General features: G+C 66.3%; 21 protein-coding genes. 14 read left to right on the top strand and 7 right to left on the bottom strand.

What is annotated here, in order from left to right; genetic code table 11:
* Positions 1-65: 65 nt before the first annotated feature.
* The 5 genes from A6745_RS24175 (at position 66) to pssA (ending at position 5,865) form a co-directional block, all read left to right on the top strand.
* Entirely contained in the window at positions 66-1,781 is a 1,716-nt protein-coding gene (locus tag A6745_RS24175; protein ID WP_066132989.1) for an acetolactate synthase 3 catalytic subunit, read from the top strand.
* 16 nt (positions 1,782-1,797) lie between these two features.
* Positions 1,798-2,289, top strand: coding sequence for an acetolactate synthase small subunit (gene ilvN, locus A6745_RS24170; protein ID WP_066132986.1), 492 nt, complete (start codon positions 1,798-1,800; stop codon positions 2,287-2,289).
* Positions 2,290-2,358: 69 nt separating this feature from the next.
* On the top strand, positions 2,359-3,375 hold the full coding sequence (ilvC, locus tag A6745_RS24165; RefSeq protein WP_066132983.1) for a ketol-acid reductoisomerase: 1,017 nt from the start codon (positions 2,359-2,361) through the stop codon (positions 3,373-3,375).
* 418 nt (positions 3,376-3,793) lie between these two features.
* A complete protein-coding gene (locus A6745_RS24160; RefSeq protein WP_066133235.1) occupies positions 3,794-4,819 on the top strand; it encodes a TerC family protein in 1,026 nt (341 codons plus the stop codon).
* A gap of 266 nt (positions 4,820-5,085) precedes the next feature.
* Positions 5,086-5,865, top strand: coding sequence for a CDP-diacylglycerol--serine O-phosphatidyltransferase (gene pssA, locus A6745_RS24155; RefSeq protein ID WP_066132980.1), 780 nt, complete (start codon positions 5,086-5,088; stop codon positions 5,863-5,865).
* 67 nt (positions 5,866-5,932) lie between these two features.
* Here the strand turns inward: pssA and A6745_RS24150 are convergent, their stop codons facing one another.
* Positions 5,933-6,460 carry a hypothetical protein gene (locus A6745_RS24150; RefSeq protein WP_066132977.1) on the bottom strand — a complete coding sequence of 176 codons (528 nt, stop codon included), beginning with the start codon at positions 6,458-6,460 and terminating at the stop codon, positions 5,933-5,935.
* A 258-nt stretch (positions 6,461-6,718) separates the two neighbouring features.
* On the opposite strand from A6745_RS24150, the gene rpsO reads away from it, so the two are divergent.
* The 9 genes from rpsO (at position 6,719) to A6745_RS24105 (ending at position 18,271) form a co-directional block, all read left to right on the top strand.
* Positions 6,719-6,988, top strand: a complete 270-nt coding sequence (gene rpsO / locus A6745_RS24145; protein WP_066132974.1) for a 30S ribosomal protein S15 — start codon at positions 6,719-6,721, stop codon at positions 6,986-6,988.
* A 105-nt stretch (positions 6,989-7,093) separates the two neighbouring features.
* On the top strand, positions 7,094-9,253 hold the full coding sequence (gene pnp / locus A6745_RS24140; protein ID WP_066132968.1) for a polyribonucleotide nucleotidyltransferase: 2,160 nt from the start codon (positions 7,094-7,096) through the stop codon (positions 9,251-9,253).
* Between the two features lie 661 nt (positions 9,254-9,914).
* Positions 9,915-11,813 carry a polysaccharide biosynthesis protein gene (locus tag A6745_RS24135; protein WP_197488227.1) on the top strand — a complete coding sequence of 633 codons (1,899 nt, stop codon included), beginning with the start codon at positions 9,915-9,917 and terminating at the stop codon, positions 11,811-11,813.
* On the top strand, positions 11,810-12,466 hold the full coding sequence (locus tag A6745_RS24130) for a sugar transferase (protein WP_066132962.1): 657 nt from the start codon (positions 11,810-11,812) through the stop codon (positions 12,464-12,466). The genes A6745_RS24135 and A6745_RS24130 overlap by 4 nt, the downstream gene beginning before the upstream one ends.
* Entirely contained in the window at positions 12,459-13,661 is a 1,203-nt protein-coding gene (locus tag A6745_RS24125; protein ID WP_066132958.1) for a DegT/DnrJ/EryC1/StrS family aminotransferase, read from the top strand. Before A6745_RS24130 ends, A6745_RS24125 begins: the two co-directional genes overlap by 8 nt.
* Positions 13,662-13,697: 36 nt before the next feature.
* Positions 13,698-14,729 (top strand): polysaccharide biosynthesis protein, encoded by a 1,032-nt coding sequence (locus A6745_RS24120; RefSeq protein WP_066132951.1) that lies wholly within the window; start codon positions 13,698-13,700, stop codon positions 14,727-14,729.
* Between the two features lies 1 nt (position 14,730).
* Positions 14,731-15,837, top strand: a complete 1,107-nt coding sequence (gene wbjC, locus A6745_RS24115; RefSeq protein ID WP_066132947.1) for a UDP-2-acetamido-2,6-beta-L-arabino-hexul-4-ose reductase — start codon at positions 14,731-14,733, stop codon at positions 15,835-15,837.
* A 42-nt stretch (positions 15,838-15,879) separates the two neighbouring features.
* Complete coding sequence (gene wecB, locus A6745_RS24110) at positions 15,880-17,010, top strand: non-hydrolyzing UDP-N-acetylglucosamine 2-epimerase (protein ID WP_066133233.1); 1,131 nt, start codon at positions 15,880-15,882, stop codon at positions 17,008-17,010.
* 10 nt (positions 17,011-17,020) lie between these two features.
* Positions 17,021-18,271, top strand: a complete 1,251-nt coding sequence (locus A6745_RS24105) for a glycosyltransferase family 4 protein (RefSeq protein WP_066132943.1) — start codon at positions 17,021-17,023, stop codon at positions 18,269-18,271.
* Here the strand turns inward: A6745_RS24105 and A6745_RS24100 are convergent.
* From A6745_RS24100 to A6745_RS24075, 6 genes are all read right to left on the bottom strand, one after another.
* On the bottom strand, positions 18,253-18,873 hold the full coding sequence (locus A6745_RS24100) for an acyltransferase (RefSeq protein WP_082853263.1): 621 nt from the start codon (positions 18,871-18,873) through the stop codon (positions 18,253-18,255). The two genes, A6745_RS24105 and A6745_RS24100, sit on opposite strands and share 19 nt — an antisense overlap.
* A gap of 34 nt (positions 18,874-18,907) precedes the next feature.
* The gene (locus A6745_RS24095) at positions 18,908-20,377 is read right to left on the bottom strand and encodes a hypothetical protein (RefSeq protein ID WP_066132940.1); all 1,470 of its coding nucleotides are present in this window, start codon (positions 20,375-20,377) and stop codon (positions 18,908-18,910) included.
* The gene (locus A6745_RS29140; RefSeq protein ID WP_066132938.1) at positions 20,374-21,558 is read right to left on the bottom strand and encodes a glycosyltransferase family 4 protein; all 1,185 of its coding nucleotides are present in this window, start codon (positions 21,556-21,558) and stop codon (positions 20,374-20,376) included. The genes A6745_RS24095 and A6745_RS29140 overlap by 4 nt, the downstream gene beginning before the upstream one ends.
* Positions 21,555-22,877: a hypothetical protein gene (locus A6745_RS29135; protein WP_197488226.1), complete on the bottom strand. Its 1,323-nt coding sequence runs from the start codon at positions 22,875-22,877 to the stop codon at positions 21,555-21,557. Before A6745_RS29135 ends, A6745_RS29140 begins: the two co-directional genes overlap by 4 nt.
* A gap of 75 nt (positions 22,878-22,952) precedes the next feature.
* A complete protein-coding gene (locus A6745_RS24080; RefSeq protein ID WP_066132932.1) occupies positions 22,953-24,167 on the bottom strand; it encodes a lipopolysaccharide biosynthesis protein in 1,215 nt (404 codons plus the stop codon).
* Positions 24,168-25,511, bottom strand: a complete 1,344-nt coding sequence (locus A6745_RS24075) for a UDP-glucose dehydrogenase family protein (RefSeq protein WP_066132929.1) — start codon at positions 25,509-25,511, stop codon at positions 24,168-24,170.
* Between the last annotated feature and the right edge of the window lie 19 nt (positions 25,512-25,530).

The raw sequence follows: 25,530 nt of genomic DNA, 5'->3' as shown, positions 1-25,530 counted from the left end.
AGTTGCTGCCGTATCAGGGCAGGCAACGGCCAGGCAAGCAGGGCCGGCAATGAAAGGAATACAACATGGAAACCAATGGCGCCGATATCGTCGTGCGCTGCCTGGCCGATGAAGGCGTGGAACACGTCTTTGGCTATCCTGGCGGCGCGGTGCTCTACATCTACGACGCGATTTTCAAGCAGGACAAGTTCCAGCACATCCTGGTCAGGCATGAACAGGCCGCCGTCCACGCCGCCGATGCCTATTCGCGCGCCTCGCAGAAGGTGGGCGTGTGCATCGTCACCAGCGGCCCGGGCGTGACCAACGCCGTCACCGGCATCGCCACCGCCTACATGGACTCCATTCCGATGGTGATCATCAGCGGCCAGGTGCCCACGGCGGCGATCGGCGAGGACGCCTTCCAGGAGTGCGACACGGTCGGCATCACCCGTCCCTGCGTCAAGCACAACTTCCTGGTGCGCGACGTGAAAGACCTGGCCGAGACCCTGCGCCGCGCGTTCTACATCGCGCGCACCGGCCGTCCCGGTCCCGTGCTGGTCGACATCCCGAAGGACATCACGCTCACCCCCTGCAAGTACGTGCCGCCCAAGGGCGAGATCAGCATGCGCTCGTATGCGCCCGTCACCAAGGGCCACCAGGGTCAGATCAAGAAGGCCGTGCAGATGCTGCTGCAGGCCGAGCGTCCGATGATCTACACGGGCGGCGGCGTGATCCTGTCCGAGGCTTCCACCGAACTGCGCCAACTCGCGGCGCAACTGGGCGCGCCCGTCACCAACACGCTGATGGGCCTGGGCGCCATGCCCGCCAGCGACCGCCAGTTCGTCGGCATGCCCGGCATGCACGGCACGTACGAGGCCAACATGGCCATGCAGCACTGCGACGTGCTGCTGGCCATCGGCGCGCGCTTCGACGACCGTGTCATCGGCAACCCCAAGCATTTCGCCCAGAACGCGCGCAAGATCATCCACATCGACATCGACCCTTCGTCGATCTCGAAGCGCGTGCGCGTCGACGTGCCCATCGTGGGCAACGTCAAGGACGTGCTGCACGACCTGATCGCGCAGTACGAAGCCGCCCGCGCCGAGACCAAGCCCGCTTCCATCGAGAAGTGGTGGCAGCAGGTCGAGGCCTGGCGTGGCCGCGAGTGCCTGAAGTACGCCAATTCGGACGAGGTCATCAAGCCGCAGTTCGTGGTCGAGAAGCTGTGGGAAGTGACCGGCGGCAACGCCTTCGTCACCTCCGACGTGGGCCAGCACCAGATGTGGGCCGCGCAGTACTACCGCTTCAATGACCCGCGCCGCTGGATCAACTCCGGCGGCCTGGGCACCATGGGCGTGGGCCTGCCGTACGCCATGGGCGTGCAGATGGCCAACCCGGGCGCGCAGGTGGCCTGCATCACCGGCGAGGCCTCCATCCAGATGAACATCCAGGAGCTCTCGACCTGCCAGCAGTACCGCCTGACGCCCAAGATCGTCTGCCTGAACAACCGGTTCCTGGGCATGGTGCGGCAGTGGCAGCAGATCGACTACGGTTCGCGCTATTCCGAGTCGTACATGGATTCGCTGCCCGACTTCGTCAAGGTCGCCGAGGCCTATGGCCACGTGGGCCTGCGCATCGAGCGCCCGGCCGACGTCGAGCCGGCGCTGCGCGAAGCGTTCGTCAAGCACAAGGATCGCCTGGTCTTCCTGGACTTCATCACCGACCGCACCGAGAACGTGTGGCCGATGGTCAAGGCCGGCCGCGGGTTGACCGAGATGCTGCTCGGTTCCGAAGATCTGTAATCAAGGAGAGGCGATCATGAAACACGTGATTTCGGTCCTCATGGAGAACGAGCCCGGCGCGCTGTCGCGCGTGGTGGGCCTGTTCTCCGCGCGCGGCTACAACATCGAAACCCTGACCGTGGCGCCCACCGAGGACGCCACCCTGTCGCGCCTGACGGTCGTCACCGTCGGTTCGGACGAAGTGATCGAGCAGATCACCAAGCACCTGAACCGCCTGGTCGACGTGGTCAAGGTGGTCGACCTGACCGAAGGCGCCCACATCGAGCGCGAACTGATGCTGATAAAGGTTCGCGCCGTGGGCAAGGAACGCGAAGAGGTCAAGCGCATGGCCGACATCTTCCGCGGCCGCATCATCGATGTGACCGACAAGTCCTACACCATCGAGCTGACCGGCAACCAGGACAAGATCCAGGCCTTCATCGAGGCCCTGGACCGCAGCGCCATCATGGAAACCGTGCGCACCGGCGTGTCCGGCATCGGCCGCGGCGAACGCATCCTCAAGCTTTGAGCGGCGCGCCGCGCCAGACAAGTCCCGCATTCAACACCATCCAAACATTCGAAAAACCTGGAGCACCCCATGAAAGTTTTCTACGACAAAGACTGCGATCTCTCCCTCGTCAAAGGCAAGACCGTGGCCATCATCGGCTACGGTTCGCAAGGCCACGCCCACGCCCTGAACCTGCATGAGTCGGGCGTGAAGGTCGTGGTCGGCCTGCGCAAGGGCGGCGCCTCGTGGAACAAGGCCGCCAACGCCGGCCTGCAAGTGGCCGAAGTGGCCGAAGCCGTCAAGCAGGCCGACATCGTCATGATGCTGCTGCCCGACGAGAACATCGCCTCGGTGTACCGCAACGAAGTGCACGCCAACATCAAGGCCGGCGCCGCGCTGGCCTTCGCCCACGGCTTCAACGTGCACTACGGCCAGGTCGTGCCGCGCGAAGACATCGACGTCATCATGATCGCCCCGAAGGCCCCCGGCCACACCGTGCGCGGCACCTACAGCCAGGGTGGCGGCGTGCCCCACCTGATCGCCGTGTACCAGGACAAGTCGGGCGCCGCCCGTGACGTGGCCCTGTCGTACGCCAGCGCCAACGGCGGCGGCCGCGCCGGCATCATCGAGACCAACTTCCGCGAAGAAACCGAAACCGACCTGTTCGGCGAACAGGCCGTGCTGTGCGGCGGTACCGTCGAACTGATCAAGGCCGGTTTCGACACGCTGGTGGAAGCCGGCTACGCGCCCGAGATGGCCTACTTCGAGTGCCTGCACGAGCTGAAGCTGATCGTCGACCTGATCTACGAAGGCGGCATCGCCAACATGAACTACTCGATCTCGAACAACGCCGAATTCGGCGAGTACGAGACCGGCCCGAAGGTCGTGACGGACGAGACCCGCGCCGCCATGCGCCAGTGCCTGAAGGACATCCAGACCGGCGAGTACGCCAAGCGCTTCATCCTGGAAAACGCCGCCGGCGCCCCGACCCTGACCTCGCGCCGCCGCATCAACGCGGAATCGCAGATCGAACAGGTCGGCGCCAAGCTGCGCGCGATGATGCCCTGGATCGCCGCCAACAAGCTGGTCGACAAGACCAAGAACTGATGCCGGCGGCGGGGCGGGCGGGCCGCGAGGGCTTCCCGTTTCGCCGGGTGTCGCGCCAGGCCGGCGTGCGCCGGCTCTTGGCTTCGTACGGCACGCCCGCCCCGGCGTGCCGTTTTCCATTCTTCTGCCAGCGGGCCGCCGCAAGGCAAGAAGTGTCCCACCGGGACGGTTGTGCAATATTGCCTGACATAAATCTGAATGAGGTTGACAGGTCGAGCGAGGCTTGATGTAATCGCGGTTCACTCTCTCGGGGAGTAGCCGGGGCCTGCAGTCGGGCTCCCGCAGTGTCGTCAGTACGGAAGCCTGGTGGCCATGATGCGCCGCCCGGAATCCCGGCACTGTGGTCCGCGTCACGAACGCGGCTGGCGAGACCGGCATGGGTTTTTTCATCCCCCATCCCGTCATAAAGGGTCTCGCCATGGTATCTGTCGGTACGCCACTCCTGTGGTCGCTGTTCACGGTTTTCGTGATCGTCGCACTGCTTCTCGATTTCTTCGCCCTCAATCGCCAGGGCGCCCAGAAAGTCTCCATCCGCGCTGCCGCCATCTGGTCTCTGGTCTGGGTGGCAACCAGCTTCGTGTTCGTCGGTCTGCTGTGGTGGGGCCTGGGCGGCATGGGCGACGATGCGGCCGCGCGCGCACTCGCCAATGACAAGGCGCTGGAATTCATCACCGGCTACCTCGTCGAAAAGGCGCTGGCCGTCGACAACATCTTCGTTTTCCTGCTGCTGTTCAGCTACTTCGCGGTGCCGGCGGAATTCCAGAAGCGCGTGCTGATGATCGGCATCCTGCTGGCGCTGGTGCTGCGCGGCATCCTGATCCTGGTCGGCGCGTGGCTGATCGCCCAGTTCCACTGGATCCTCTACGTCTTCGGCGCCTTCCTGGTCTTCACCGGCGTCAAGATGTGGTGGGCCGCGGGCCAGGAACCCGACCTGGACAACAACCCCGCCCTGAAATGGGTGCGCCGCAAGCTGACGATTTCGCCCGACTATGACGGCGAGCGTTTCTTCACGAGGATCGATGGCAAGAGGATCGCCACGCCCATGCTGGTGGTGGTGATGCTGATCGGCATCGTCGACGTGGTCTTCGCGGTGGACTCGATCCCGGCGATCTTCGCGATCACGACCGATCCCTTCATCGTGCTGACCTCCAATGTCTTCGCGATCCTGGGCCTGCGCGCCATGTACTTCCTGCTGGCCGGCATGCACGAGCGTTTCCACCTGCTGCCTTACGGCCTGGCCCTGGTGCTGGTGCTGATCGGGACGAAGATGCTGCTCATCGACCTCTACAAGATCCCGGTCATGTGGTCGCTGCTGGCCACGGCCACCATCCTGGCGGTGACGATGATCCTGTCGCTGGTCATCCCGGCCAAGACGGACGAGCCCACCGGCGGCGCCTATCCCTTCGACGGCAAGGGCAGGGACGGCGAAAGGAAAACCTCCTGAGCGGCACGCCTGATCGAGGAAGGCGCCCCGCCGTTGAACGGCCTCTCGAAAGGTGGACGGGGGTCCAACCGTCGGGGGGCGGTTCACATGGATGTTTTTTCCGCCGGGCCGCCCAAAGACAAAAGACACGCCCTCGGGAAGGCGGCGCGCCGAGGCCGCGACGGATGGCGCGCCGCAGCATGCAATGTCGCATATGCCCGGCGCGCAGGGGCGGGACATGGGTTAACCTGTCAGCTGTCCCCAGTATGCGCGAGCAACCAGCACTGATGCCACAATTCTCCATGCGCGATCCCGAAAATCGCCATCGCAGCATTTACCTGCTGCCCAATGCCTTCACCACGGCCGCCCTGTTCGCGGGCTTCTACGCCGTCGTGCAGGCCATGAACGACCGCTTCGAGACGGCCGCCATCGCCATCTTCGTGGCCATGGTGCTCGACGGCATGGACGGCCGCGTGGCCCGTCTTACCAATACCCAGTCGGCCTTCGGCGAACAATACGATTCGCTGTCCGACATGACCTCGTTCGGCGTGGCGCCCGCGCTGGTGGCCTACGAATGGATCCTGCAAGACCTCGGGCGCTGGGGCTGGCTGGCGGCCTTCGTCTACGTGGCGGGAGCCGCGCTGCGGCTGGCCCGCTTCAACACCAATATCGGCGTGGTCGACAAGCGCTTCTTCCAGGGCCTGCCCAGCCCGGCCTCGGCCGCGCTGGTGGCGGGTTTCGTCTGGCTGGCCATCGACAACAAGCTGCCCATCCACGACGGCTTCATGGCCTGGGCGGCGTTCATCATCACGATGTATGCCGGCGTGTCCATGGTGTCGAACGCGCCGTTCTTCAGCGGCAAAAGTTTTGCCCTGGGCCGCAGCGTGCCCTTCTGGGGCATCCTGGTGGTGGTGGCGGTGTTCGTGTTCGTCTCCAGCGACCCTCCGGTGGTGCTGTTCGGCCTGTTCATGCTGTATGGCCTGTCGGGCTGGGTGGTGATGGCGTGGCGCTGGAACCGCGCCCGCCGCCTGCAGCAGGGCCGCCGCCTGCCGCCGCCGTCGGCCTGATCGCCGGGGCAGGGCATCGATCTCGGGGCCGCCGGTGCGGCCCCGTTTGCGTCAGGCGCTTGCCTGTCTACCAGCCCCAGCCGAAACGGTCGTCTTCGTACATGGGATCGGGACCGGGATGAAAGCGCGTCACGCGCTGGCCGTCCCGGCCCAGGTAGACGTACATCAGCGAGTTCCAGACGCTGTCCTGGCGGTAGCGGTACGACCACACCACTTCCCGCACGCTGGGCAGGCCCACTTCCTCGACGCGGGCAGGCGGGCCGAATTCGCACTGCACGCGCTGGGCGGTCCATTCGGTGCCGTCGGCCAGCAGCTTGAAGTGCTCGTCGGTCAGGATGGATTCCATGCGGACCACGCGGCCATCGGGCGTGACGTCGGTGCCCCAGGCGTACTGGCCCAGCGGCTGCTGGGTCCAGATGGCGCGTTGGACGCCATTGGGCTTGACGCAGGTGAAGTTGGGCCGGCCATACTGGCTTTCGGCGGTGGCCATGGGCGAGCCAGGGGGGATGTTTTGCACCATCGTGGTGCAGGCGCTCAGGGCGGCAAACCCGAGAGTCAGCGCGGCGGTGCGGGCAAGCAGACGGACGGGCAGCATGGCCTTGTCTCCTGGAAGCGACTGGCCGGGCGCGGATGGCACGGCAAGTTTGGGACATTCTAGCGAATCGGCTACAATGCTTTTTGCCCGACGAACGTTGTCGGGCATCGTTGTTTGAACGGCGTGCGTTGAAGCGCGTTGTTCTCGAATGGCGTGTCCGTAGTCGGGCACGCCCACGCAGTGTGCATTTGTCGTACACGTTATTGCCAACCCACGGCTGGGCGCCTCGGCCCTGCCGCATGTCCGAAGAGGTCATCAATGTCTGTCGCTGACATCAAAAAGTCTGAAATCGTCTCGCAATTCCAGCGCGCTCAAGGCGATACCGGCTCCCCCGAAGTTCAGGTGGCCCTGCTCACCGCCCGTATCAACGAACTGACCGGTCACTTCAAAGAACACATGAAGGACCACCACTCGCGCCGCGGTCTGCTGCGCATGGTCAGCCGCCGCCGCAAACTGCTCGACTATCTCAAGGGCCGCAATCCCGATTCGTATCGCGCTCTGATCGAAAAACTCGGTCTGCGCAAGTGATCGACGGGGCTGGCTCCCCTTGGGGTATAGGCTCCCCATAGCAACCGTGGTCGCCGCGATGTCATCGCGGCGGCCACGGTTTTTTATTTGCAAGGGATATCCGTCATGTTCAATAAAGTCACCAAAACGTTCCAGTACGGCCAGCACACGGTCACGCTGGAAACCGGCGAGATCGCTCGCCAGGCATCCGGGGCCGTCGTGGTCTCGATCGAGGATACCGTTGTCCTGGCCACCGTCGTGGCCGCCAAGAAGGCCAAGGCCGGCCAGGATTTCTTCCCGCTGACCGTCGACTACATCGAGAAGACCTACGCAGCGGGCCGCATCCCCGGCGGCTTCTTCAAGCGCGAAGGCAAGCCCTCCGAGAAAGAAACCCTGACGTCGCGCCTGATCGACCGTCCGCTGCGTCCGCTGTTCCCCGAAGGGTTCTACAACGATGTGCAGGTCGTCCTGCACACGCTGTCCGTCAACCCGGAAATCGATCCCGACATCGCCGCCATGATCGGCGCCTCGGCCGCGCTGGCCATCTCGGGCATCCCCTTCAACGGCCCGATCGGCGCCGCGCGCGTGGGCTACATCAACGGCCAGTACGTCCTGAACCCGACCGCATCGCAGGTCAACGAGTCGGACCTGAACCTGGTCGTCGCCGGCACCGAAACCGCCGTGCTGATGGTCGAATCCGAAGCCAAGCAGTTGTCCGAGGAAGTGATGCTGGGCGGCGTGGTCTACGGCCACGAGCAGATGCAGACCGTCATCAACGTCATCCATGACCTGGTGCGCGAAGCCGGCAAGCCCGACTGGGACTGGCAGCCCGCCGCCAAGAACGAATCGCTGATCGCCGCCGTGTCGGCCGCCGCCCAGGAAGGCCTGGTCGCCGCCTACCAGATCCGCGAGAAGCAGGCTCGCACCACCAAGCTGCGTGAAGTCTACGCCGACGTGCACGCCAAGCTGGCCGAGCAGGCCGCCACCGCCGGCCAGGTCGCTCCCGATGGCGTCGCCGTCGACAACGTCCTGTTCGACATGGAAGCCCGCATCGTGCGTGGCCAGATCCTGAACGGCGAGCCCCGCATCGACGGCCGCGACACCCGTACCGTCCGCCCGATCAGCGTCCGCCTGGGCGTGCTGCCCCGTGCGCACGGCAGCGCCCTGTTCACCCGCGGCGAAACGCAGGCCCTGGTGGTCGCCACGCTGGGCACCAAGCAGGACGAGCAGATCATCGACGCGCTCATGGGCGAGTACCGTGACCGCTTCATGCTGCACTACAACATGCCCCCCTTCGCCACCGGCGAAACGGGCCGCATCGGCGTGCCGAAGCGCCGCGAAATCGGCCACGGCCGCCTGGCCAAGCGCTCGCTGGTCTCGCTCTTGCCGGCGCCGGAAGACTTCCAGTACACCATCCGCCTGGTCTCCGAAATCACCGAATCCAACGGCTCGTCGTCGATGGCTTCGGTGTGCGGCGGCTCGCTGGCCATGATGGACGCCGGTGTTCCGCTGAAGGATCACGTGGCCGGCGTGGCCATGGGCCTGATCCTGGACAACGGCAAGTTCGCCGTGCTGACCGACATCCTGGGCGACGAGGATCACCTGGGCGACATGGACTTCAAGGTTGCGGGCACCGACAACGGCATCACCGCGCTGCAGATGGACATCAAGATCCAGGGCATCACCAAGGAAATCATGCAGGTGGCCCTGGAGCAGGCGCGCGAAGGCCGCCTGCACATCCTGGGCAAGATGCGCGAAGCCCTGGCCGAATCGCGTGGCGAGCTGTCGGCCTTCGCGCCGCGCATGCTGACCATCAAGATCAACCCCGAGAAGATCCGTGACGTGATCGGCAAGGGCGGCGCCACCATCCGCGCGCTGACCGAGGAAACCGGCACGCAGATCGACATCTCCGACGACGGCACCATCGTCATCGCCAGCGTCGACGAAAGCAAGGCCAAGGAGGCCCAGCGCCGCATCGTCGAACTGACCGCCGACGTCGAAGTGGGCCAGATCTATGACGGCTCGGTGCTGCGCCTGCTGGACTTCGGCGCCATCGTGCAAGTGCTGCCGGGCCGTGACGGCCTGCTGCACATCTCGGAAATCGCCAACTACCGCATCGCCAACATCAACGACGTGCTGAAGGTCGGCCAGGCGGTTCGCGTCAAGATCATCGAGGCCGACGACAAGGGCCGTCTGCGCCTGTCCGTCAAGGCCATCGGCGGCATCGAGCAACAGCAGGCCCAGGCCGCTGAGGCCGCGCCCCAGGCGGCTCCCCAGGCCGAGTAACCTCCGCCGACGGGCGGGCCCCACGGCACGTCCCTGCAGCACCCAAGAACCCTTCCGGGAAACCGGAAGGTTTTTTTTTGGGGTGCGCTCAGCATGAGCGCGCTCCCGCGGGTGCAAGTCCCCTTGTAAATAGATCACGGCGAACGAAGCGAAGCCGATCGCGGGCCGGCGCAACAGCGGCAGGCTGCTGGGCAGCGTACTGGCCGTGGCATGGTTCGACCGCCTGGGCTTACCCCGACTCGCCTGACCTCAACCTCTCGAACCGCCCGGTGCGGACCCGCATGCCGGGCGGTGCGGAAGGGGCGCAGCCCTCATGGCCGGCCCCCTATGCCGATCAGCAACTTTAACCGCGCACGAGGCGCCGCCACGGTGCCTGGACCGCTGGCAGCAGGATGCCGCGCCCGTGCAGCCGCTGCCTGCCCAGAGTCTGGGGCAAGCGCATGAGGGCGCTGCCAGCTTATCCCTTCTTTGCAATCCAAACAGTTTTCAAATAAACACAATTGTGTTTAAATATTGAAAACACAAACGTGTTTGGCGGAATGCTTGATTGTCCCAGGATCGCCAGCTTGCCTGGCAGAAAATTCGGCATGGGTGAGGCGGTATGTTTTTTCGGGCAAGTTCCTGGCTGATCTCTCTGTCGCGCTGGCAGAAGATGGCACTGATGCTAGCGGCCGATTTCGTTGCCCTGACGGTGTGCTTGTACCTGGCGTCGGCGCGTCCGGAAGCGGTCCTGGACGCGACGGGATGGGGGACTCAGGCGTTGCTGGCCGTGTTCACGTTGCCCATTCTGTCCGCCTGCGGTCTGTACACGCAACTGGTGCGATTCGTTGATGCCCGCTTCCTGCGCGCGGCAGCGCTGGGCGCCGCCGCTTTCGGCATCGAGGCCCTGCTGGTCAGCTATGCCGCGGCCGATCTCGTCTCCCTGCGCAGCAGGATTCCCGTGCTGGTGCCCAGCGTGTTTTGCTATCTGGTGCTGTCGCGGTTCGGCGCCGGCAAGTACCTGCGCGTCATGGGCAGCCGCCAGCCGCGCAGGATGCGCGTGGCGATCTACGGCGCAGGTCGCGCGGGCTTCGAATTGGTCACGGCAATGCGCGCCAGCGAGGTCTACCGGCCCATCGCTTTCATCGATGACAATGGAGAACTGTACAGACGCTCGCTGGCCGGGCTGCGCATCCTTGCCTTGTCGCAGTTTCTGAGCCTGCGCGCCGATCTCGGCGTGGAGCAGGTCATTCTCGCCATGCCCTCCGCGCCAGCCGAGCGGCTGCGCGAAATCTACCGGCTGCTCAACGGCGTATCGATGCCGGTTCGCACGCTTCCCACGCTGGCCGAGGCCGCCAATGCGCCGGTGTCGCCTCAGTCCGTCCGGGAGGTCGCGCTGGAAGACCTCCTGGGCCGCCGTCCGATCGCGCCGCGCCAGGATCTTTTTGCGCGCTGCGTGGCCGCCAAGGGCGTGCTGGTCACGGGCGCCGGAGGGTCGATCGGCAGCGAGCTTTGCCGCCAGATCCTGGGCCTGAGCCCCAGCGTGCTGGTGCTGCTCGATCACTCCGAATACGCCCTTTACGAGATCGAACGGGAACTGCGCAACCGGTGGCCGGACCAGCGCATCGTGACGGTGCTCGGCTCGGCGTGCGTGCAATCGCTGGTCGAGCAGATACTGACCGAGCATCGCATCGATACGGTCTATCACGCCGCGGCTTACAAGCACGTCCCCATGGTCGAGGCGAACATCGCCCAGGGTATCCGCAACAACGTGCACAGTGCATGGGTGGTGGCCCAGGCAGCGGCTCGGTGCGGCGTCGCCACCTGCGTGCTGGTATCGACCGACAAAGCCGTGCGTCCGACCAACGTGATGGGCGCCAGCAAGCGTGCCAGCGAGCTGGTATTCCAGGCGATGGCGGCGCAGCCGGGGATGAAGACGGTGTTCAGCATGGTGCGCTTCGGCAACGTGCTGGGCTCGTCGGGATCTGTCGTGCCGCTGTTCCGTGAGCAATTGCGACGGGGCGGTCCCCTCACCGTCACGCACCCGGACGTGACTCGCTACTTCATGTTGATCCCCGAAGCGGCGCAACTGGTGATCCAGGCCGGCGCGATGGCCAGTGGTGGCGACGTATTCGTGCTCGACATGGGCGAGCCGGTGCGGGTGCTGGACCTGGCGCGCACGATGATCCAGTTGTCGGGCATGACGGTGCGGGGCGCGCCGCGCGCCAGTGGCGGCATCGAGATACGCATCACGGGCCTGCGCCAGGGTGAAAAGCTCTACGAAGAACTGTTGATCGGCGAATCGGCCGAACCCAGCGAGCATCCCCGCATTCTGTGCTCGCACGAGCACTTCCTGCCGCTGGACGTGCTGCGCGGGCGGCTGCGGACGCTGATGGCGGCGTGCGAGGGGGCGTCGACGCTGGCCATGTTGCAGGCGCTGCAGGCCCTGGTCGACGAGTTCACGCCCTATTCACCATTCTTGGCGGCGTCGCGCCACGAGCCCGCTGCGACGGTACGGTCCGCGGGCGCGCCGGCCGTCAGCCCCGCGCCCCTGTTGCAGCGACTGGAAGCCTCATCGTGATCAAGCGTACCCTGGACGTCGTCCTGGCGTTGTTGGCATTGTTGTCGTTGAGCCCCGTCCTGCTGACTGCCGCCCTGGTGGTGAGGGTGTCGCTGGGGCGCCCGGTGCTGTTCAGGCAGGCACGCCCCGGCCGGGACGGCGCACTGTTCGAGATGCTCAAGTTCCGCACCATGCGGGACGCCTGCGACGCAGAAGGCCGGCCGTTGCCCGATGCGCAACGCATGACGCGCGTCGGACGCCTGCTGCGCAGTTCCAGCCTGGACGAATTGCCCGAGCTGTGGAACGTGCTGCGTGGCGACATGAGCCTGGTGGGGCCGCGGCCGCTGTTGCCGGCCTATCTGCCGCTTTATTCGGCGCAGCAGCGCCGACGCCACGAGGTGCGTCCGGGCATCACCGGGTGGGCGCAGGTCAACGGCAGGAATGCCGTGGCGTGGCCGGAACGTTTCGAGATGGACGTCTGGTACGTCGACCATCGATCGTTGGCGCTGGATCTGCGCATTCTCTGGCTGACGCTGGGAAAGGTGCTGCGCCGTCAGGGCATCAGCGCCCACGGTAGCGCCACGATGCCCCCCTTCCAAGGCGAGCAGCAGGGCGCTGCCGTCCCGTCCCACGAAGTCCGCGCCGACCGGCGCCCGGAGTACCCCGATGCTTGATACCACGCTTTCCCCCTGGCCCAGTTTTACGGAAGAAGAGGCGGACGCCGTGCGCCGCGTCATTCTGTCCAACCGGGTCAACTACTGGACCGGCGTCGAATGCCGGGAGTTCGAGCGTGAATTCGCCGCGTGGACGGATACGCGCCACGCGGTCGCGCTGGCCAACGGCACGCTGGCGCTGGACATCGCTTTCAAGGCGCTGCAGATCGGGCCCGGCGACGAGGTCATCGTGACGCCGCGTACCTTCCTGGCGTCGGTATCGAGCATCGTCAATGCGGGGGCGCGGCCGGTATTCGCCGACGTCGATCTGGAAAGCCAGAACATCACGGCGCAAAGCATCGAGGCGGCGCTCACGCCGCGCACGCGAGCGGTGCTGTGCGTCCACCTGGCCGGTTGGCCCTGCGACATGGATCCGATCATGGCGCTGGCCCGGCGCCACGACCTGTACGTGATCGAGGACTGCGCCCAGGCGCATGGCGCGCGCTATAGGGGCCGGTCGGTCGGCGCGCTGGGCCATATCGCCGCGTGGTCTTTCTGCCAGGACAAGATCATGACGACGGGCGGCGAGGGCGGCATGGTGACGACGGACAACGAAGCCTGGTGGTCCGCGATGTGGTCGTACAAGGACCATGGCAAGAGCTGGGATGCCGTCTATCGCCGTGAGCATCCGCCGGGATTCCGCTGGGTGCACGACACGTTCGGCACCAATGCGCGAATGCTCGAAGTTCAGGCCGTCATCGGCCGGCTGCAGTTGCAGCGCATGGCGTACTGGACGGCGCGCCGGCAGGCGCACGCCGCCCGCTTGAACGAGGTGGCCGAACGCCACGCCGCCGTGCGCGTGCCACGTGTTCCCGACGACATCGTGCATGCGGCCTACAAGCATTATCTGTTCATTCGCCCGGAGCAGCTTGCGCCGGGCTGGAGCCGTGACCGCGTCATCGAGGCGATCAACGCCCGCGGCATTCCCTGCTACCAGGGCTCGTGTGCCGAGGTCTACCTGGAGCGGGCGTTCGACGCCTCGGACGTGCGCCCAGCCCAGCCGTTGCCCAACGCGCGCCTGCTGGGCCAGACCAGTCTCATGTTTCTCGTGCATCCCACCATCACGCCGGCGCAGATGGATCGCATGGCCGCCGTGCTGGACGAGGTGCTTGCGCAGGCTTCGGCGGATCCCGGCCTGTCGGCACATGCGGCCTAGCCGCCCCACGCCCCTTTCTTCCCTGGAAACCCAAGCATGTTGACCGGCAAGACTCTCATGATCACCGGTGGTACCGGTTCCTTCGGCCAAGCCGTGCTGCGCAGATTCCTCGATGCCGACGTGCGCGAGATCCGCGTCTTCAGCCGCGACGAGAAGAAGCAGGATGATCTGCGCAAGCGCTATGCGCATTCCCGCCTCAAGTTCTACATCGGCGACGTGCGCGACTATGCCAGCGTGAGCAACGCCCTGCGCGGCGTGGACTTCCTTTTCCATGCCGCCGCGCTCAAGCAGGTGCCTTCCTGCGAGTTCCATCCCATGGAGGCCGTCAAGACCAACGTGCTGGGCACCGAGAACGTACTGGAGGCGTCCATCGCCAACGGGGTGGGCCGGGTGGTGTGCCTGAGCACGGACAAGGCGGTCTATCCCATCAACGCCATGGGCACGTCCAAGGCCATGATGGAGAAGGTCATGGTGGCCAAGTCTCGTCACCTGGACGGCGCGACGACGATCTGCGGCACGCGCTATGGCAACGTGATGGCGTCGCGCGGCTCGGTGATTCCGCTGTTCGTGCAGCAGATCCGCCAGGGCAAGCCCATCACCATCACCGACCCGTCGATGACGCGCTTCATGATGACGCTGGAGGATGCCGTCGAACTGGTGCTATACGCGTTCACGCATGGCGGCAATGGCGACATCTTCGTCCAGAAGGCGCCGGCGGCCACTGTCGGCGTGCTGGCGCGCGCCATCTCCGAGTTGATGGAGTGCCCCGACCACCCCATCGACGTCATCGGCACGCGGCATGGCGAGAAGCTCTACGAGGCACTGCTCAGCCGGGAAGAGTGCGTGTCCGCGCGGGATGAGGGGCGCTATTTCCGCGTACCGCCGGATCTGCGCGACCTGAACTACAGCAAGTTCGTCGAGCAGGGCGAGCGCCGCATCTCGATGGCGGAGGATTACAACTCGCACAACACGCAGCGGCTGGACCTGGATGGGATGAAGCAACTGCTGTTGCAATTGCCGTTCATGCATTCCGTGCTGCGCCGCGAACCCGTGCTGCTGGAGGACTGACATGCGGATACTGGTTACCGGAGCGACGGGTTTCATCGGCAAGAACCTGATGCTGCGTCTGTCCGAAATGCCGCAGATCCAGGCCATCCCCTGGACGCGATCCGACGACCGCGCCAGGCTGCCCGCCGTCCTGTCGGAAGTGGATGCAGTGGTGCACCTTGCGGGGGTCAACCGCCCGCAAAGCGATGACGAATTCGCTACCGGCAATACCGAGCTGACGCGCTGGCTGGCCACATGCCTGATGTCGTGCGGGCGGAAACCGCCCGTCATCATGGCGTCATCCCTGCACGCCGAGCGGGACTCGCCGTACGGCGCCAGCAAGCGGCGCGCCGAAGACGCGTTGCGCGGTTACGCGCGGCACAGCGGCGCGCCGGTCTACCTGTACCGGCTGCCCAATGTCTTCGGAAAATGGGCCAGGCCGCACTACAACTCGGTCGTGGCGACGTTCGCGCACGAGATCGTCCATGGGCGACCTATCGTCATCTACGACCGCAACGTGAGCCTGCGCCTGGTCTACGTCGACGATGTCATCGATGCATTCCTGGATGTGCTGCAACGCTGTCCGCCGCCGCCTGAGTTCTGCGACGTGCCGGTCGAATACCACGCCACTGTCGGCCAGATCGCCGACACGCTGCACGGCTTCGAGCGCGACCGCGAGGCGCTGTGCGTCGACGCCGTCGGAACCGGCCTGGTCCGGGCGCTCTATGCCACGTACGTCAGCTACCTGCCTCCGTCGCGCTTCTGTTATGCGATCGCGCGTCACGCGGACGCGCGCGGCGAGTTCGTCGAGATGCTCAAGACCGGCGAATCGGGTCAGTTCTCTTATTTCACGGCCGCGCCCGGCGTGACGCGCGGCTCGCACTATCACCACAGCAAGACCGAGAAATTCCTGGTGGTGCGGGGCCAGGCGCGTTTCGGCTTCCGGCACATGGTCAGCGGCGAGCGCCACGAGATCTACACCAAGGGCGGCGAGCCCTCGATCGTCGAGACCGTTCCCGGCTGGACGCACGACATCACCAACATAGGCAGCGAAGAAATGGTCGTCATGCTGTGGGCCAACGAGGTGTTCGATCGCCAGCGGCCGGACACGATCTTCTCCCCCGTATGAGCGGCTGCCCTTCATCCGTTTTTCCCTGACGAGCAATCCATGCTGAAAAAGCTGAAAGTGGCCACCGTGGTCGGCACGCGGCCCGAGATCATTCGCCTGTCGCGCGTGATCGCGGCGCTGGAGCGGCACACCTCGCACCAACTGATCCATACCGGCCAGAACTACGACTACGAGCTCAATGAGATTTTCTTCCAGGACCTGGCGCTGAGGACGCCGGACGTCTTCCTGAACGCAGCGGGCGACACCGCGGCCAAGACCATCGGCGCCATCATCATGGCCGTCGACGCCTGGCTGGCCGAGAACCGGCCGGACGCGCTGCTGCTGCTGGGCGATACCAACAGCTGTCTGGCGGCGATCGCGGCCAAGCGCCGGCGCGTGCCGATTTTCCACATGGAGGCGGGCAACCGCTGCTTCGATCAGCGCGTGCCCGAGGAGACCAACCGGCGCATCGTGGACCACATCGCCGACATCAATCTGACCTACAGCGACATCGCGCGGGAGTACCTGCTGCGGGAGGGCATCCCGCCCGACCGCATCATCAAGACGGGCAGCCCCATGCGGGAGGTCCTGAATCATTATCGGCAGGGGATCGACCAGTCGGACGTCCTGCAGCGCCTGGGCCTGATCGAAGAGCAGTACTTCGTGGTGAGCGCGCACCGCGAGGAGAACGTCGACTCGCCGCGCAATCTGTCGCGCCTGATCAACCTGCTCGACCAGGTGGCGGCGCAGTACGAATTGCCCGTCATCGTATCCACCCATCCTCGCACGCGCAAGCGCCTGGACTCGGCTTCGCTGCTGCTGTCGTCTCGCGTGCAACTGCTCAAGCCCATGGGCTTCAAGGACTATGTGAAGCTGCAGATGCACGCGCGGGCCGTGCTGTCGGACAGCGGGACCATCACCGAGGAGTCGTCGATTCTCAATTTCCCGGCGCTGAACCTGCGCGAGGCGCACGAGCGTCCCGAAGGCATGGAAGAGGGCGCCGTGATGATGACCGGGCTGAGCAACGACCGGGTGCTGCAAGGCCTGGCGATCCTGGCTGAGCAACCGCGGGCCGGCCGCCGCCTGCTGGCGCCGGTGGCGGACTACAGTGCCGACAATGTGTCCGAAAAGGTGGTCCGTATCCTGCACAGCTACACGGATTACGTCGGACGCGTGGTCTGGCAGAAGTGCTGAGCGGCCTGTCATGCGCATTCTCTTCGTGACGCAGTGGTTCGATCCTGAACCGGTTCCCAAGGGCCTGGCCTTCGCCCGTGCATTGCAGGCGGCGGGCCACAGCGTCGAGGTCTTGACGGGGTTTCCCAATTACCCGGGCGGGAAGGTCTACCCGGGATATCGCATCCGGCCCTGGCAGGTGACGGAACTGGACGGCGTCAGGGTGGTGCGGGTGCCGCTCTACCCCAGCCACGATGGGTCGGCGCTGCGCCGGGTGTTGAACTATGCATCGTTCTGCGCCAGCGTCGCGATGCTGGGACCGCTGCTGACCCGGCGCTGCGACGTGATCTATGTCTATCACCCGCCGGCCTCGGTGACGCTGGCCGCGGCCTTCCTGGCGAAGCTGCGCCGCGTGCCGCTGGTGTGCGACATCCAGGATCTGTGGCCGGACACGCTGCGCGCCACCGGGATGGTCAACCGCTCGTGGATGCTGAAGCTGGTCGGCACAATGTGCCAGGCGCTGTATCGGCAGGCGGCGCGTATCGTCGTGCTGTCGCCGGGCTTCGCGCAGCGCCTGGCGGAACGGGGCGTGCCTGCCGAGAAGATCGACGTCGTCTACAACTGGTGCGACGAGGCGGCCCTGCGCCGCCCGGCGTGCCTGCCTCCGCCGGCCGCCATGCGCGACCGTTTCAACGTGGTTTTCGCGGGTACCATGGGGCCCGCCCAGGCGCTCGACTCCCTGCTTCACGCGGCCGCTCGGTTGGCGGACGCCGCGCCGCACGTGCAGTTCGTGCTGGTGGGTGGCGGCATCGACCGCCAGCGGCTGCAGGCGCTGGCCCAATGGATGGCGCTGCCCAACGTGGTGTTCCTGCCGCGCATGCCCATGAACGAGATCGGCAGCGTGCTGTCGGCCGCCGAGGTGCTGCTGGTGCACCTGAAGGATGATCCGCTGTTCGCGATCACCGTGCCATCCAAGCTGCAGGCGTACTTCGCGATGGGAAAGCCCGTGATCAATGCGGTGCGCGGCGATGCGGCGGCGCTGGTGGCCCGCGCCGGGGCGGGCCTGAACGTTGCGCCCGAACAGCCGGGCGCCCTGGCCGATGCCGTATTGGAACTGGCGGCGTTGCCGCCGGTCGGCCGCGCCCTGCTGGGCCAGGCCGGCCGCGATTTCTACGATCGAGAGTTGTCGCTGTCGCGAGGCGCCGCGCGCATCCTGGAAGTCCTGGCGCGCGCGCGCGGCAGCGATAGGGCCGCGCACCGGTCTTATCGGTCGGCCTGTTGAAGTTCGTCGAGGAACGCCGCTTCATTCTTCAACAGGTCGCGCGCGCGCGATTTCAGGCGCCTGGCCGGTGTGCCACCGTAGATGCCCCACGGTTGCAGGGTCCGGTTGACCAGCGTGAGCGCGCCGACCGACGCGCCTTCTCCGAGCGTGACGCCCGGCAGCACCACGCTGTTGCTGCCGACAATGACGTGACGTTCGAACGTCACCGGGGCAGCCTGCACATTCTTGTAGCGCGCGGGTACGCACGGATTGGTCAGCGTCTGGCCGGAATAGTCATCGGACACGCTGTATATGTGGACCCCCTGCGAGATGTTCGCGAAATCGCCCAAGGTGATGCCCGCCCCTCCCCCCAGCGAACTTCCGCTGCCGATGTGGATGTACGAGCCTATCCGGATGTAGCCCGTGGTGGCTGTCAACAGGGTGGGGCCATCGATGCGGACGTGATCGCCCAGCGAGATGTTCTGCAGGCCGACGATGGTGCAATCCTTGGAGACCTGGACGTGCCTGCCGACGCTGGCGAAGCCGAAGCCGGCCAGTTCGGTTTCGTTCCAGTATCCCCGTTGAAACGGATTTGCCGGGTGGCTTGGGTTGAGGGACGTCATGATGCGGGTTCCTTGTCGTTGGTCGATGGATGAGTCAGTCCAGCAGAATCGTGGCGTTGCCGCGGGCGTCGAGCAGGCGGCCGATGCGCAGCGGCGCACAGCCCGCAGGGACGGTCAGGCCGGCGGTGCCGTCTCGTTGCAGGTACAACGGCGCCATATGGGCGGCGCCGCGGACATCGAGTGCGAGGGACACCACGGCGCCGCGGCGCCGCATCTCGACCGGGCGCTCTGCTGGCGTGGCATACGGCTGCCAGCCGAAGAACATGCCGTAGTCCGTGCCATTGGCGCTGGCTCGCAACGTCGCGACGGCGGGGCCTTCGCCCGCGTCCGAGCGGCGGTGTCCCACCAGCCGCAACGCGGTGCCTGCTGCCAGGGGTTCGACCGCCACGCCCAGGCGCAGGTCTGGACTCGAGCGCCGGAACAACCCGCGCAGCGCATCCTGCACGGGCAGGTCGTCGATGTCGTTGTCCCACGTCGTTCCGACGCCGTGGCTCAGCGCGGCGTCCGTCGTGGTCGCGTAGTCGGAGGCGGCGTAGCCGCCGTGGCGCTCGCCGCGGATGTCCAGGCGCCGCACACGGGCATCGAGCAGCAGCGGTGATTGCTTGGGGGGGAAGCTGCCGCCGCTGAAATGGTCGTTTGCCCACAGGCGCAGGTTCGTCATGGCGGAGCCGGGCGGCAGGCCCGCCGCTTCGATCAGGGCGACGTCGTGCTGCACAGGCACGATTCCTGGCCGGACTTCCGGGCCATGCCGGTTTTTCAGCAGCAGGCCGTTGCGGTTGCCGGCTATTCCCGACGCGTTGCGCACGATGATGTCGGCCAGGCCGCCATTCGACTCGAAATCGGCATTCGAGACGAGGAACGTGGGGCACTCGAGCAATAGCGCACCCGCGGCGTTGTCGGTGAACAGACTGCGGTCGTCCACGGTGAACAGGTCGCAATAGGCGCCAACGTAGACCGGCGCCGCGCATTCGCGCACGGTGCAATGATGCAGAGCCAGGAAATACACCGCCTCGCCGCAATGCACGGCGGGGCCGGCCACACCGTAGATGCCCACGCCTTGCAGCGTGATACCGGGCTGCGTGCGCGCGCCGATCAGGATGCCGCAGCGGGCGCGTTCGGCCACTACGCTGATGTTTTCCATGGCGAAGCTGCGCACGTTCTCCGGGGCGGAAGACAGCGTTTGCGTACGGGAGTTCACCACGATGGCATCGCTGCCGCCGGTGTATTTCAGCACCACCGAGCCAGGCGGGCCTGCCGCGGCCAGGCGCAGGTCGCCGTCCAGTTCCAGGGTCTGGCCGTACTCGTAGATGCCCGGCGTCAGCATCACCTCGCCCGCGCCGTAACGCAGCTTGAGCCGCTTGACGGGGAGACTCTGCCGGGAATGGGCAAGCCGGGCCCGGTCCTGCAGCGTGTAGCCCCCCGGGGTATGCTGCGCCATGGCCCGCAGGGGCAGCGCGGCCGCGCCGTGGCCGGCCAGTTGCGCCAGGAAGCCGCGCCGCCTCATGCCTCGTCCCCTGGGTGGCCTGGCCCGAACAGTCTGGCGCACGCGCCGGCGTCGACGGCCTGCTCGATGTACTGCCGGGCGATGGCCTGCGCACCCTGGCGATAGCGCAGTATGGTCCTGGTGTCCATGTCCGCAAAGCGCTGCAAGGCCGCCCGCAGCGCGTCGGGCGCCTCCAGGTCGAGATCCTCGCCGGCCATGCGGTCCCGCAGGTTGCGCCATGGGGTGCGATCGCTCAGGATGACGGGCAGGCCGTTGGCGAGCGCTTCGTAGATGGCGTGGCCGAAGTTCTCCCCCATGGTCGGCAACGCGAACACGTCATAGCCCTGCAAGGTCGCGCCGACGCGGGCTGGGGCAACGGCCCCCACGAACCGGACCCGTTCCGGCTGGCCGAGCGCCGCTGCCAGCGCCTGGCATTGCGCCAGGTATGGCTGGTCGTCGGCGGGGCCGTAGACGTCCAGCGTCACCCCGGCAGGAAGCTGCGCCATGTCCTGGATCAAGCGGTGCAGGTTCTTCTTGGGCGATACGCGCGACAGGAAGACCATGCGCAGGACGCCCGGGACTTTCTCGTGCATCGAGTGCATGGCGTCCGGCCGGCTCATCGGCAGATTGCGCAGCAGCATGATGCGGTCGCGCGCGACGTGCAGCCGTGACGCGATCTCGTCCACCTCTTCCTCGCAGGTGGCCTGGAAGCGCACGCCACGATGCAATGCCAGCAGCCGCATCGCGGCCAGCGCCAGGCGCTTCTTGGCCGGCCGCAGGGCCAGCGCGCCGGCCGACAGTTCGCCGCGTGGCGCCACCACGATGTGCCTGGGCCGGATCAGGCGCAACCGGGCCAGCAGAAGGGGCAGCAACGACCAGCCAGGGCTGAAACTGCTCTGCAGGTACAGCGTGCGGCCCTGGCATGCGCCGCGCAGCGCCCGCAGCGCCTGCCAGGCGCTGGCGCAGTAGCGCACCTGCGCCGTACTGACCGCCAGCCAGCGGCCTGTCGGGATGTCCGGGTACGCCTGCCGGTCGGTGTAGTCCCGGTTCAGGGTGAGCACCCGGATCGACAGGTTTTCGGAATGGAAGGCGATCAGGCCCAGGATGCTCTGCAGCGGCCCGCCGATCTTGAAACCGGGGGCGAAGTGGGGCATGAAGACCAGAAGGGCGGGGCAGGCGCCTGGCTCGGCTCGCAGTGTCATGTGCTGGATTTCCTGAAGAAACGGATGAGAACGTTCAGCGCCAGGCACACCGCCAGCACCTGCAGTATCTGCACGAGCCGCAGCGGGGACACCTGGAAGTTGTAGGCGAAGCACACCAGGAACACCATGGGCAGCGCCTTCCAGGCGCCCAGCCGCAGGCTGAAGGCCAGGCGGAAGCACCATGCTTTCAGAGCAAAGAAGGCGGCGACGCCGGCCATGCCGAACGCCGCGTAACCGTTGCCCAGCGTCTCCGGCGGCAGGGACGAAGGGTAGAGATCCCTGGCCGGGATGGGCGGCGTCAGCGCGTAGCCTTCGAGCAGCGATCGGATGTAGACGCCCTCGTCCACGGGCGGCTTGTCGGGATACAGCAGACTGGGCATGAAGGAGGCAGGCAGGTTCTGGAAGATGGAGAACCACCAGTAGTCGGCATGCTGGAAGTACGACACGATGAAGAGGTACGTATCGACGTAGCTGAGCGTCTTGAAGAACGTCGACAGGTTGCGCAGTCCGTCGCCGGCCACCGCCAGGGGATCCGCCGAGACCATGTCCAGTCCGCCGAGCTGGCGTGCGGCGCCCAGGAAATAGCTGTACGCGGCGACGCACACGAAGACCGTGGGGAACACCGGAGAGGTCCAGCGCAGCGGCCGGACGAGGCTGGCATACGCGATGAGGGCCGTGCAGGCCAGCAGCAGGGCATCCTTGCGGCCACCGAAGGCCGACATGCCCAGCGCGCCGATGGTGATCACGCCAATGAAAACCGCCCAGTCGAACAGGCAGCGCCTCGCGCAGACCCGCTGCAGCGCGGCGACGGTCGCAATGGCGAAGCAGGCATAGGCCGGCGTCACCAGAAAACCGTAACCCGCCGTGATTTCGGCGCGCAGCGCCAGGTTGGCCAGCAGAAAGCCCAGCCCGCCGGCGGCCTGCACGCGGATGACCACCAGCACCAGTGCGACCGCCACCAGCAGGACGATGGCCCACAGGCCCGGAGGGCGGGCAGGCCGCGCGGAGGCCGGCGCGGCGGGGCACCATTCCAGGCGCGCCCCGCGCAGCAGGTAAAAGAACAGCACCGCGCCCAGCAGTTCGCATGCCAGGTACGTACGGATCACGCCTTCCAGTTCCACCGCGCCGATTGTGTGATAAATGCGCGAGTCCATCATGCCCGGATCCACCAGCACGGCGACCATGTAGGGTCCCAGCCGCATCAGGTTGATGGCGGCGTAGAAGGACCGCGGGGTCAGGGCGTTCTGTCGGCCATGGCGCAACATCATTGCCACGTAGAACGCGCACAGGGCGGCGAGCAGCGCAGCGTTGAGCGTCATGCGGCGCGCATCCCGGTCGAGCAAGCGGGGCTTCCGCCGGGGAGGCGGCCGCCTGCCGCATTGCGCGGGAGGCGGTCAGTCCTGCCAGCCATCATGATGGATGAAAACCTCGAGAAGGGCGGCGGTGCTGACCGCCAACCGCGTCACCATGGCGGCGACGTAGGCGTTGACGCCTGCAAGCACGCCGGGCGTTTGCAGCGCCATGGCAACGCCCGCCGCGACGGCTGCCGCGCATATCGTGACCAGGTGCGCCCGGTAGCGGCCGCGCGCCTGCAGAGCGATGCCGTTCATGCTTGCCAGATACCATGCCAGGCCGCCCCACATCACGATGGCCAACTGGCCGCCAGTGTGAGAGAACTCCCGGCCGTACACCAGCGGCATCAACCTGTCGCCCCACAGTCCCGCCACCGCTGCTCCCGCCAGGCCCAGGAAGGCGACCGAGCCCTGTGCGCTTGCGAGCATGCGAAGGTAGTCAGAGCAGGCCCGCGCAGTGCGCAAGCGGCTGATCATCGTATGTCCGATGCCGCTGACGATCACCGCTCCGATCATGGGAATCTGTATCAGCGCGGTGAACAGGGCCACCGACGCCAGGTCCACGCCGTTGCCCAGTTCCAGGCGTGGAATCGCGATCACCAGTGCATCCACGGCCGCGGCGGCACCGCTGAGCAGGGCCAGCGGCAGTACCCGCGCGGCCGCGTTCGGCGCCGTGTGGTCCGCCAGCTTCGCGGTCGCGGCGCGCTCTCCCAGCAGATACAGCGCTGCGGAGCCCGCGAACACGCCTGCCATGGCCAGCGCAGGCGGCAGGCGCGCCCAATGCGCCAGCACGGCGAACGTCGCCACGGTCAGCACCGCACGGGCGAACTTGCGCCTGGCGATCGGCCCGGTCCGGTGTTGCCGTTGCAGGAAGCCGTAGCGGCCTTCGGCCAGCGTGTCGACGACCTTGGCCACCACCACGGCCACCAGCAAGCCGGTATACGCGAAGCCGTGGTCACGCAGCAGAAAGGCGCCCGCCACCACAGAGGCCAGCGCGGCCACCGTCACCCCCCACGCCTGGAGTTGCAGCAATTGCCGCGGCGCATAGGCACTTTCAGGCAGGCTGCTGGCCAGGGCGCGCAGGTTCAGTCCGCCAAGCAGAAACAACGGCGAGACCACCGCCAGCGTCAAGCCATAGGCGCCAAGGGTGTCCTTGCCGTACAGGTGGGCGAACATCACTACCAACAGCCATTGCGAGGCTGACGCCGCGGCGTTGGCCGCGGCGTTCAGGGCCGCATGTTGAGCGAGCCGCCGCATTTACGCTGGCGACGCGATGCTGCGTCCCGTGCCGATGCCGAAGTACGCGATGCCCGCGCGCTCGACCGTCGCGGGATCGTAGATGTTCCGGCCGTCGAAGATGACACGGTCGCGCAGCGTGGCGGCCAGGCGGTCGAAGTCCGGACTCCAGAATTCCTGCCATTCGGTCACCACGACCAGCGCATCGGCGCCGTCCATGGCCGCCTCGGCCGAGCCGCAGAGCCGCAGGTCGCTGCGTGCCCCGAAGATCCGGCGTGCTTCATTCATCGCCGCCGGGTCGTAGGCCGAGACGGTGGCTCCCGCAGCCCAGAGCGCTTGCAGCAGCGCGATGCTGGGTGCCTCGCGCATGTCGTCCGTGCGCGGCTTGAAGGCCAGCCCCCAGACGGCCACGTGCCTGCCGGCCAGCGAACCGGCATAGAACGTGCTGAGCATGTTGAACAGCTTTTGTTTCTGCTCTGCGTTGACCTCCTGCACGGCCTCCAGGATGCGCGCCGGATAGCCGTGCGTGGCCGCGGTGTGCACCAGCGCGCGCACATCCTTCGGAAAGCACGAACCGCCATAGCCGGCGCCGGCGTAGATGAACTGATAGCCGATGCGGGTGTCCAGGCCTATGCCCTGGCGCACCATTTCGATGCTGGCGCCGACGCGTTCGGCGATGTTGGCGAACTCGTTCATCAGGCTGATGCGCGAGGCCAGCATCGCGTTGGCCGCGTACTTGGTCAGTTCGGCCGAGCGGGGATCCATGACCACGATACGATCGTGCGTGCGGTTGAACGGCGCGTACAGCGCTCGCATCGTTTCGGTGGCGGTCTCGTCATCGCTGCCCAGCACGATCCGGTCGGGACGCATGCAGTCTTGCACCGCGGCGCCTTCCTTCAGAAATTCGGGATTGGAGACCACGCGCAAGTCGTCGGCGCGGCCGGCGCGCTGCTGGGCTGCGTGCAGCGCCTGCCTGACGCGGTCCACCGTGCCCACCGGCACCGTGGACTTGTTGACCACAACCAACGGTCCTCGCGCATAAGTGCCGATCACGTCTGCGACCGCCAGCACGTGGCGCAGGTCGGCGCTGCCGTCTTCATCGGGAGGCGTGCCCACCGCGATGAACGCCACCTGCGCCTCGGCCAGAGCGCGTTCGGCGGAGGTCGTGAAACTCAGGTGCAACAGTTCGTGGTTGCGGGTGACCAGGTCCTCCAGACCGGGTTCGTGGATCGGCATGATCCCGTTGTTCAGCCCGGCGATCTTCTCCTTGTCGATATCGATGCCGACAACGTTGTTGCCGACCTCAGCCAGGCAGGCCCCCGTTACCAGCCCGACGTAACCCACACCGAAAACCACGACTCTCATTTTCCCGCTCCCGAAGTTG

Source organism: Bordetella ansorpii, from assembly GCF_900078705.1.
GTDB lineage: Bacteria > Pseudomonadota > Gammaproteobacteria > Burkholderiales > Burkholderiaceae_B > Bordetella > Bordetella ansorpii_A.
Note: the sequence above shows the minus strand (reverse complement) of the source record. Positions and strands in the feature narration are given on the sequence as shown.

Excerpts from the sequence above, each read along its gene's own strand:
- A6745_RS24175 (WP_066132989.1), top strand. The coding sequence starts at position 66 with ATGGAAACCAATGGCGCCGATATCGTCGTGCGCTGCCTGGCCGATGAA.
- ilvN (WP_066132986.1), top strand. The coding sequence starts at position 1,798 with ATGAAACACGTGATTTCGGTCCTCATGGAGAACGAGCCCGGCGCGCTG.
- ilvC (WP_066132983.1), top strand. The coding sequence starts at position 2,359 with ATGAAAGTTTTCTACGACAAAGACTGCGATCTCTCCCTCGTCAAAGGC.
- A6745_RS24160 (WP_066133235.1), top strand. The coding sequence starts at position 3,794 with ATGGTATCTGTCGGTACGCCACTCCTGTGGTCGCTGTTCACGGTTTTC.
- pssA (WP_066132980.1), top strand. The coding sequence starts at position 5,086 with ATGCCACAATTCTCCATGCGCGATCCCGAAAATCGCCATCGCAGCATT.
- A6745_RS24150 (WP_066132977.1), bottom strand. The coding sequence starts at position 6,460 with ATGCTGCCCGTCCGTCTGCTTGCCCGCACCGCCGCGCTGACTCTCGGG.
- rpsO (WP_066132974.1), top strand. The coding sequence starts at position 6,719 with ATGTCTGTCGCTGACATCAAAAAGTCTGAAATCGTCTCGCAATTCCAG.
- pnp (WP_066132968.1), top strand. The coding sequence starts at position 7,094 with ATGTTCAATAAAGTCACCAAAACGTTCCAGTACGGCCAGCACACGGTC.
- A6745_RS24135 (WP_197488227.1), top strand. The coding sequence starts at position 9,915 with ATGCTAGCGGCCGATTTCGTTGCCCTGACGGTGTGCTTGTACCTGGCG.
- A6745_RS24125 (WP_066132958.1), top strand. The coding sequence starts at position 12,459 with ATGCTTGATACCACGCTTTCCCCCTGGCCCAGTTTTACGGAAGAAGAG.
- A6745_RS24120 (WP_066132951.1), top strand. The coding sequence starts at position 13,698 with ATGTTGACCGGCAAGACTCTCATGATCACCGGTGGTACCGGTTCCTTC.
- wbjC (WP_066132947.1), top strand. The coding sequence starts at position 14,731 with ATGCGGATACTGGTTACCGGAGCGACGGGTTTCATCGGCAAGAACCTG.
- A6745_RS24105 (WP_066132943.1), top strand. The coding sequence starts at position 17,021 with ATGCGCATTCTCTTCGTGACGCAGTGGTTCGATCCTGAACCGGTTCCC.
- A6745_RS24100 (WP_082853263.1), bottom strand. The coding sequence starts at position 18,873 with ATGACGTCCCTCAACCCAAGCCACCCGGCAAATCCGTTTCAACGGGGA.
- A6745_RS24095 (WP_066132940.1), bottom strand. The coding sequence starts at position 20,377 with ATGAGGCGGCGCGGCTTCCTGGCGCAACTGGCCGGCCACGGCGCGGCC.
- A6745_RS29140 (WP_066132938.1), bottom strand. The coding sequence starts at position 21,558 with ATGACACTGCGAGCCGAGCCAGGCGCCTGCCCCGCCCTTCTGGTCTTC.
- A6745_RS29135 (WP_197488226.1), bottom strand. The coding sequence starts at position 22,877 with ATGACGCTCAACGCTGCGCTGCTCGCCGCCCTGTGCGCGTTCTACGTG.
- A6745_RS24080 (WP_066132932.1), bottom strand. The coding sequence starts at position 24,167 with ATGCGGCGGCTCGCTCAACATGCGGCCCTGAACGCCGCGGCCAACGCC.
- A6745_RS24075 (WP_066132929.1), bottom strand. The coding sequence starts at position 25,511 with ATGAGAGTCGTGGTTTTCGGTGTGGGTTACGTCGGGCTGGTAACGGGG.